This is a genomic window from Pseudomonas sp. HD6422, assembly GCF_025377065.1.
GTDB lineage: Bacteria > Pseudomonadota > Gammaproteobacteria > Pseudomonadales > Pseudomonadaceae > Aquipseudomonas > Aquipseudomonas putida_U.
On sequence record NZ_JAHWIW010000065.1, the window covers coordinates 1 to 8,420 of the forward strand.

The 8,420-nt window shown below is 62.5% G+C and carries 8 protein-coding genes; 3 read left to right on the forward strand and 5 right to left on the reverse strand.

Annotated elements, in window-relative coordinates; translation table 11 throughout:
• Positions 1 to 202 precede the first annotated feature (202 nt).
• Complete coding sequence (locus KY379_RS26720; RefSeq protein ID WP_133332245.1) at positions 203 to 1,078, forward strand: formate/nitrite transporter family protein; 876 nt, start codon at positions 203 to 205, stop codon at positions 1,076 to 1,078.
• A 4-nt stretch (positions 1,079 to 1,082) separates the two neighbouring features.
• On the opposite strand, the gene KY379_RS26725 is transcribed toward KY379_RS26720, so the two are convergent.
• Positions 1,083 to 2,177, reverse strand: a complete 1,095-nt coding sequence (locus KY379_RS26725; protein WP_261242516.1) for an MBL fold metallo-hydrolase — start codon at positions 2,175 to 2,177, stop codon at positions 1,083 to 1,085.
• Between the two features lie 130 nt (positions 2,178 to 2,307).
• On the opposite strand from KY379_RS26725, the gene KY379_RS26730 reads away from it, so the two are divergent.
• Positions 2,308 to 3,381, forward strand: coding sequence for a diguanylate cyclase (locus KY379_RS26730; RefSeq protein ID WP_261242526.1), 1,074 nt, complete (start codon positions 2,308 to 2,310; stop codon positions 3,379 to 3,381).
• A gap of 16 nt (positions 3,382 to 3,397) precedes the next feature.
• Here the strand turns inward: KY379_RS26730 and KY379_RS26735 are convergent, their stop codons facing one another.
• Positions 3,398 to 3,718, reverse strand: coding sequence for a DUF2025 family protein (locus KY379_RS26735; protein ID WP_133332247.1), 321 nt, complete (start codon positions 3,716 to 3,718; stop codon positions 3,398 to 3,400).
• A gap of 185 nt (positions 3,719 to 3,903) precedes the next feature.
• Here KY379_RS26735 and KY379_RS26740 point away from each other — a divergent pair, with 185 nt between their 5' ends.
• Positions 3,904 to 5,103 carry a GAF domain-containing sensor histidine kinase gene (locus KY379_RS26740; RefSeq protein WP_133332248.1) on the forward strand — a complete coding sequence of 400 codons (1,200 nt, stop codon included), beginning with the start codon at positions 3,904 to 3,906 and terminating at the stop codon, positions 5,101 to 5,103.
• Between the two features lie 15 nt (positions 5,104 to 5,118).
• Here KY379_RS26740 and KY379_RS26745 read toward each other — a convergent pair whose 3' ends face one another.
• The 3 genes from KY379_RS26745 to KY379_RS26755 are packed head-to-tail and all read right to left on the reverse strand — an operon-like array spanning position 5,119 to position 8,181.
• The gene (locus KY379_RS26745; protein WP_133332249.1) at positions 5,119 to 5,988 is read right to left on the reverse strand and encodes an HlyD family secretion protein; all 870 of its coding nucleotides are present in this window, start codon (positions 5,986 to 5,988) and stop codon (positions 5,119 to 5,121) included.
• A gap of 11 nt (positions 5,989 to 5,999) precedes the next feature.
• Complete coding sequence (locus KY379_RS26750) at positions 6,000 to 6,206, reverse strand: DUF1656 domain-containing protein (RefSeq protein ID WP_133332250.1); 207 nt, start codon at positions 6,204 to 6,206, stop codon at positions 6,000 to 6,002.
• A complete protein-coding gene (locus KY379_RS26755) occupies positions 6,193 to 8,181 on the reverse strand; it encodes an FUSC family protein (RefSeq protein WP_133332251.1) in 1,989 nt (662 codons plus the stop codon). The genes KY379_RS26750 and KY379_RS26755 overlap by 14 nt, the downstream gene beginning before the upstream one ends.
• Between the last annotated feature and the right edge of the window lie 239 nt (positions 8,182 to 8,420).

The window sequence follows — 8,420 nt, forward strand, 5'->3', positions numbered from 1 at the left end:
CTGCGTTGGAAGTGGTGCGCATTATAAGGGGATTCGAAACGGCGTCAACACCTATTTTCAAGAAAATCAGATATTTAAGGAAATGGACCGTATTGAGCCCACCCCAGGCGTGTCACGACCTTTCCAGCGACCACTCCTCCCCCGCAACTATTCCCGCCACAGTCGATCTGTAGAGAAACCACCCCACCAGAGCGTGACGACCATGAGCGATACGCAAAACGAGAAGACCCCCGGCCTATCGCCGGACGAAGAATTGGAAGTCGACCACAATCAGCCCCCTCGCGCCGCCCTGTTGCACGAGATCATTCGCACCCAGGGCGACCATGAACTGGAGCGTACGGTCGCCGCCCTGGCGCTTTCGGCAATCGCCGCGGGCCTGACCATGGGCCTGTCCTTCATGGCGATGGGCCTGTTCTACTCACGCCTGCCGGATGCAGAAAGTGCCCACGTCATCGCCAGCCTCGGCTACAGCGCAGGTTTCCTGGCTGTGATCCTGGCTCGTCAGCAGCTGTTCACCGAAAATACCCTGACCGCCGTACTGCCTGTGATGACCTCCCCCACCCTGCACAATCTCGGACGTTTGCTGCGGCTATGGGGCATCGTGCTAGTCGGTAACCTGGTCGGCACCTTACTGGTCGCATGGGTCATGCTTGAACTGCCGATTTTCGACAGCAAGACCGACGTCGCCTTCCTCGAGATAGGGCGCAAGGTCATGACCAACGACATGACGCAGATGCTCGCCAAGGGCATCGTCTCGGGCTGGATGATCGCGACCATGGTCTGGATGATTCCGTCCATGGAGGAGGCCAAGATCTGGATCATCCTGATGATCACCTATCTGATGGCCCTCGGCGAGTTCACCCACATCATCGTGGGCTCGGTTGAAGTCTCCTATCTGGTCTGGGCCGGAGAAGAGACCTGGTCGCGTTTCTGGATGACGTTCGCCCTACCCACCCTGGTCGGCAATATCATCGGCGGCAGTTGCATCTTCGCGTTGATCAGCCATGCACAGGTCCGCGGCGACAGCGGCAAACCGCCGTCGCAACTATTAAAGGAAGACAAACGTTCCCAGCCGTGACCCGTCAGCGCACGACCACCTGGCGTTCGCGCTCCTGGTCGCGCTGGCGCAGGGGCGCAGGCTGCCACCAGTTCTGTCCGGCGTGGGGCGAGTCCAGGCTCACCCGCTCGCCCATCTGAGGGGTGCAAAGGTGCACCCGGGCTTCCTGACTCAAGGCGAGGATACGTTCGAACGGCTCCTGCCAGCCATGGATGGACAAATCGAAGGTGCCGTTGTGGATGGGTAACAGCCAGCGCCCGCGCAAGTCGAGGTGAGCCTGGAGGCTTTGCTCGGGCTGCATGTGCACGCTGGGCCATGCCACGTTGTAAGCGCCCGTCTCGATCAAGGTGAGGTCGAACGGGCCGAAACGCTCGCCGATCTGACGGAAACCGTCGAAATAACCGGTGTCACCACTGAAGAACAATCGCATCTGGTCGTCGATCATGACCCACGATGCCCACAGTGTTCGATTGCTGTCGAACAGTCCACGGCCTGAAAAGTGCTGGGCCGGCGTAGCGATGAAGCGTATGCCTCCCACCTCTGCTTCCTGCCACCAATCCAGCTGAGTGACCTTGTCGCGCGGCACTCCCCAGCCGGTGAGCACGTCTCCTACTCCCAATGGGGTCAGAAAGCGCTCGGTTCTGTCAGCCAACTGCCGAATCGCCGATTCGTCCAGATGATCGTAGTGGTCATGGGACAGAATCACCGCCGCCAGGGGCGGCACATCGTCCAGATCCAGGGGCGGCGCATGGAAGCGCAACGGACCCGCCCACTGGACAGGCGAAGCACGTTCGGCGAACACCGGATCGGTCATGTAGAAGCGCCCGCGCAGCTTCGCCAACATCGTCGAATGTCCCAGGCGCCACAGGCTGCGGTCAGGCGCATCGAGCACCTGCTGGGGCGTCATGGCATGGACGCGGATCGGCGCGGCAGGTCGGGTCTCGGGCGGTTTGCGCAGCAGCAAGTACTTGAGCCCGATCCGCAGTTTCTTCAGCATCCCATCACGGGGTTGCACCACCTGATTGTGGAACCGTCCGTCGCGCTGCGGTGCCGGCTCGCCAGCGAGGTTAGCCATGGGGGTCATGAGCAGCCACACTCCAATCAGCAAGAAAGCCTTCATGTTACCCCACAGTGATCGCTCCAACCGTGAAATGGCCTGCAAGGCCAGTTTTCGTTCAGTTCTGACTGTTCGACAATATTCACCTGATTTATGCGATGAACGGCGCCTCTACGGAAGAACGACGAACATGATGGACAACCGCACCGGAAAAGGGCTTTCCTTCGTCAAGCGGATCTACCTGCCCCGCATCATCGGCTTGGGCATCGGTCTGTTCAGCGTCATCGCGGCGGTACAGCCCTTGGCCCCCCCGGCTTGGGTATGGGCACTGATGTTGTTCAATGGCTTGGTGTGGCCGCATGTTGCCTATCACTGGGCGCTGCGCTCGCGCAGCCCCTACCAGGCAGAGCAACGCAACCTGGTTCTCGATTCTCTGCTGGGTGGATTCTGGACCGCGACCATGCAGTTCAATTTGCTGCCAAGCGTCACCGTTTTATCGATGATGACCATGAACAATGTCGCCGCTGGCGGCAAACGCCTGGTCTTGCGCGGCGCATTGGCCCAACTGGCGGGCATGCTGCTGTCGATAGCGCTGTTCGGATTCCACCTGCAACTCGATGCCACGCCTTTGCAGGTGTATGCGTGCCTGCCGATGTTGACGCTGTATCCCCTGGCCCTGGGGCTGGTCTGCTACAAACTGGCCATCAAGCTGGCTGAGCACAAACGCAAGCTGCGCGAGCTGAGCCTCACCGACAGCCTGACCAGGCTGCTCAACCATGGCGCCTGGAAGGACCTGCTGCTGGTCAGATTCCAGATCTGCAGACAACAGCAGCTGTCGGCGGTGATCGCGCTTATCGACATCGACCACTTCAAGTCCATCAATGACACTTTCGGCCATGTGGTCGGCGATGGCGTGCTGCGCCAATTGAGCGAGGAACTCAGACGACACTTGCGTGAAGGAGACCAGGCCGGGCGCTACGGCGGCGATGAGTTCTGCGTGATCCTGCCCGGCACCGATGAATCCCAGGCGTGCCAAGCCATGGAACGCTCGCGCGAGCAAGTGGCTGCCTACCGCCACCCCCAACTGCCGCACCTGCGCATCAGCCTCAGCATCGGCCTCGCGGCGTTCCATGCCGACCTCGAGACACCGGAGCATTGGCTCCAGCAGGCAGACCTGGCGCTGTACGCTGCCAAGCATCAAGGCCGAGACCAGGTCACCTTCACCCAAGGGGGAGCCGCTACGCTGAAGCTGGCCTACCCCGACTGAATTCCCGCTCGGGCCGTCAGCGCAGGCAACGCTCGGCAACGATCTCAGGCAGGTCAGTACGTTGCAGATAGATGCGCAGCGGTTCGGTGATCTGCAGGCGGTCGTCTACCCGCTGCTGCAGCAGCAGCCCCAAGCGCTGGCGACACAGGCTCATGCGCGCCCCGACAACGGGCCGCCAGACGAATTCGCTACACGGGGTAATGCTGTCGTCGGCCACGTCCATGCCGAACGCGTCCTCGGAAAATCGCACGATATGCTCGCCGCGCTTGCCATGAAAACCGACGAAGCCCTGAAGCTGGTCGGCTGCGCTGCAGATATCCTGGGATGTGATGGCCATGGCGTAACCTCGCAATGAATTCGGAAGTGACGCACGCCAGGCAATGAGCGGTCGCCTCTGACGGACAACGCGCCGGACAAGCCTAACGTAACTACCAAACCAACCGCCAAGGTTTTCGTTCATCGGCCCGCAGGGCCGCTAGACTGAAATGTCTACCTTGTTCGTCGTCAACACCGGGACCGTTCATGACCGACGCCATCACTACCGATATCGCCACCATCGGTCGAATCAATGCAGTGCCCGCCCTTCTGCAGGTCATTTGCGAAACCACCGGGATGCGCTTCGCTGCCGTGGCCAGGGTCACCGACGTCAGTTGGACCGCCTGCGCGGTGCTCGACACCCTGGGCTTCGGACTCGCCGTGGGCGGTGAACTGGATGTCACCAGCACGCTGTGCCATGAGATTTACGGCACACGCCGCACCATCGTGATCGACAAGGCCAGCGAGGATGAAACCTACTGCCAGCATCACACGCCACGCATCTATCGCTTCGAAAGCTACATTTCGGTGCCGGTCCTGCGGACCGATGGCCGCTTCTTCGGCACCATCTGCGCGCTCGACCCCAACCCTGCGCCGCTCAAGGGCAGCCCGATACAACCGATGATGGAGGCCTTCGCCCGCTTGCTCTCGCTGCAGATCGAAAGCGAGGAGAACGCCCAGCGCACCGAGCGGGCCTTGCGTGAGGAACGGGCCATGGCCGAGGTTCGCGAGCAGTTCATCGCCGTGCTTGGCCACGACCTGCGCAACCCGCTGTTCGCCATCACCGCCGGTGCCGAACTGCTGGCCCAGCGTCTACCGGACGACAAGAACCGCGCCATCGCACGTCATATCCACACCTGCGGACGCCGAGGCTCGCAGCTGGTCCGTGACATGCTGGACTTCGCCCGAGGGCGGCTAGGCGATGGCATCCCGCTCAACCTAAGGCCCTGCCCAGACCTGGCAGAGGGGCTCAGGCACGTCGCTTCGGAACTGCAACGGGTGCACCCACAGCGGCAGATCATCCTCGACCTCGGCGAGATCGGTGGGTTGTTATGCGACCGGGAACGCATTGGGCAGTTGCTTTCCAACCTCATCGCCAATGCCTTGACCCATGGCGACCCGGCGGGTCCTGTGACGGTCCGTGCCGACGTTCGCGAAGAGGAATTCGTGCTCAGTGTGCACAATCACGGCGAGCCGATTGCCGCAGCGACCCTCGACCTGCTGTTTCAGCCTTTCTCCCGTCCAGTATCGGAAACGCCGCGCCAAGGCCTCGGACTGGGCTTGTACATCGCCAATCAAATCGCTCTTTCCCACGGCGGGCGCATGGAAGTGCAGTCCAGCGAATCGGACGGCACGCTGTTCAGCTTTCACCTGCCGGTCGATCGCTCTGCGTCAGGCATCGTGTGACAGCCGGGGCCGAGGTCAACGCCCGACCTGGTCGTCGTGCACCTGCACACTGGCGGTCATTCCGGCACTCAGGGTCACCCCGGCGGGGATCTCGTCGAGACTGATCCGCACCGGTATGCGTTGGGCCAGACGCACCCAGTTGAAGGTTGGCTCGACCTCCGGGAGCAATTGGCTATCCGGGTTACTGTTGCTGTCGGTGATCCCGCGGCCGATGCTCTCGACGTGCCCGGGGATCGCCTCGCCGGCGCCCATCAGCCAGATCTTCACGCTATCGCCCTCGCGAATCCTGGGCAGCTTGGTTTCCTCGAAGTAGGCCTGGATGTAGAACGTTGCATCATCGACCAATGCCATCACCGATTCGCCGGTATTGACGTAGTTGCCTTGGGCCAGACGCAAGTTGGTGATGTGGCCGTCGCGTGGCGCCCGGACCTCGCTGCGCTGCAGGTTGATCTGCGCCACCTGGAGCAGCGCCTTGGCCTCGTCCAGTTCGCCGCGGGCAATGGCCGCGTTGATCTGCGCGTTCTCGCGCAGCTCGGCGCTGATTGCCTCCGGCCCGAGCGCTGTCCGCCGCGCGGCCTCGCGTTCACGCAGACGCAATTGTTGCGAGCGGGTCTCGGCCACTGCCTTGGCCTGGTCGAAGGCTGCCTGGAAGCGCTCGCGGTCGATGCTCATCAGCAGGTCGCCAGCCTTGACCCGCTGGTTGTCATGCACCTTCAACTCTCGGACCCAGCCCGACACGTCGGGGGCGATCACCACCACGTCGGCACGCACCCGGGCATCGCGCGTCCACGGGGTCAACATGTAGTACTGCCAGAGCTGGTAGCCGGCGAACACGGCAAGGGCGACCACACACAGGGTGACCAAGGTACGTACGACTGCACGCATCGACTTACTCCTTACAAAGGACCTAGCAGTCGGACTACCAGGAACAGAATACAAACGAACAACGCCGCATCGAACAATGCTTCATGCCATATCCAGCGTCCCAGCGGTGTCGCATGGACCACCAGGCGCAACACCCCGGTGAGCACCAGAGCCATCAACACATACACCAGGAAGGGGCTGAGCAGCACCCCGCCCAGCGCCCACTCACGTAACCCCATGGGCTTCCTCCTGCCAACGGCACCACTTGCGCCAACTTTTCTGCAGCTGCAGCACAGCGCCTATGGCCAGGCGCAACGGATCGCTGCCGGGCTGAAGACGCAATACCTCCATGAATCGCTCACTGGCGGCATCCAGACGCTCGCCGCGACCGGGGCCCGGACCTTGCGCCAATGCTTCCTCGACCTGACGCAGGTATTCACGCTCAGCGTTGCCCAGTGGCGCCTGGGCGACGGCCAGACACATACGCAGGTGTACCAGTTCGTCACCGATGTCCAGGCCGTGCAGACCATCGTCCCAGCGTTTGCGTTCGCTCTCCGGAAGCTCGCCGGCATGCCGGGCCAATTGCATCAGGCGGTCGGCCATGCGCCCGCCAAACCAGCTGTCGGCGCCGCGCAGATCGCGCCGGGTCAGGCGCACCAAGTCGCTCTGGGTGGCAGCGCGCAGGCGCTGACTGAGCCACTTCGGATGACGGATCACCACCAAGCGGAACGCCATCACCGCAGCGCCGACCCCCAGCAGCATGGCTTGGGCGCTGTTGAGCATATTGGCCACATCGAACTGCATGGTGTTCAGTGGCGAAACCAATACGATGAAATGCAGGCAATAGGAAGTCGCCGTGGCGCCGGTACGCGGATGGGCCATGCCCAACGCGCCGAAAAACAGTGGCACGCCCATGCCCAGGCAGAGCATGGCGAAGCTGCTCCACTGTGGCAGCAATATCTGCCCGACCAGAAAAGCGGCCGGAATCGCCAGCAGGATCCCACGCAAGAAACTCAGGCCGATCTGCGCACCGTTCTCGCGACTGGCGAAAAGGCTGCAGACCACGCAGGTCAACACCAAGCCACCCGGCGCGGAAGGCCAGGCAGTGGCCAGCCAGAACGCACTCATCACCAGAAAGGCCAGGGCGCTGCGCGAACCGAACAGCAGGGCCAGGGGCAGATCACGGTGCACCGCCAGGCCTTGGGCGACGTCGGTGGGCGCCCTACCCGCTTCGACATCGTCCAGCGCGCGGGTGGCCGCCATGGCGTAATCCAGCAGCAGCGCTGTGCGTGCCAGGCAGTAATGTTCGACGGAACTGATCCGCTCGTCCTGCGCGGCATCCCAGATGCGCTGACGCAACAGCAGAAGACTCGGCTGGTCGGGCTCGGCCAGCAGTCCACGCACTTCTTCGAGCCAGGGCGCCAGACGTTGCGCCTCGTTGTCGTCGAGTTGCCGCCACTGGCGGCGGACCGAGCGGGAAATACGCAGCAACACCATCAGTTTCTGACTCAGGCCGCGGATGGCCTTGGCCCGCTGACGGCCACGACGTCCTTCGAACCAGGCATTTTCCCGTTGGGTATCGATCGCCACTACCCGGCCCAGTATTTCCAGCAATCCCCTGCGCGCGTGATCCTCGCCGCCGAGCATGGCGCTGGCCGCCTGCAGACCACTCTGCCACGCCTGGCGGGCTTGACCGGACAACTGCTGCTCGACCCGCAGCGGCCAGAGCAAGGCACTGGTCACGGTGGCGCAGACGATCCCCAGGGAGATCTCGGTACAGCGCGCCACGGCCTGATCGAAAACCCGCAAGGGATGATCGACCGAGGGCAAGGTGATGATCGCGGCGGTGTAGCCGGCCAGCACGAAAGCGTAGGCCCAGGCACTGCGCAACTGAGTGGAGGCCGCGGTACACAGGCCCAACCACAACGCCAGCACCACCAGGAACAGCTCGGGGGTCTGGGCGAACGCGCCCATGAACACCACCGACATCACCGTACCCACAAGCGTCCCGGCCAGGCGCGCCAGGCCTTTCTGCACCACCATGCCAGAGAGTGGCTGGGCCACGATGAACGCCGTCATCAGCGCCCAGGAAGGTTGCTCAAGCCCCCAGCGCATGGCCAACCATAGCGCCAGGCCGCCACCGAGCAGGGTCTTGATGGCGAACTTGAGGGCGAGATGGGTGGGCGCGAACAGAGCCTGAAAAGTGATGGGCACGAACCGTACCTTGCGCGGGGTGTTAGCTAAACGATAGTCAATGGAGAAAGGATACTGCGAAGGCGATTAATTAGCTAGCTAATCATCTACAGTGTTTCGCCTGCCGTGGGCTGCTTCGAGGCATGACGACGGGCAAGAAAATGGTTCTTCACGGATTGTCGGGGGTTGGGTTGGGTTGGGTTGGGTTGGGTTGGGTTGGGTTGGGTTGGGTTGGGTTGGGTTGGGTTGGGTTGGGTTGG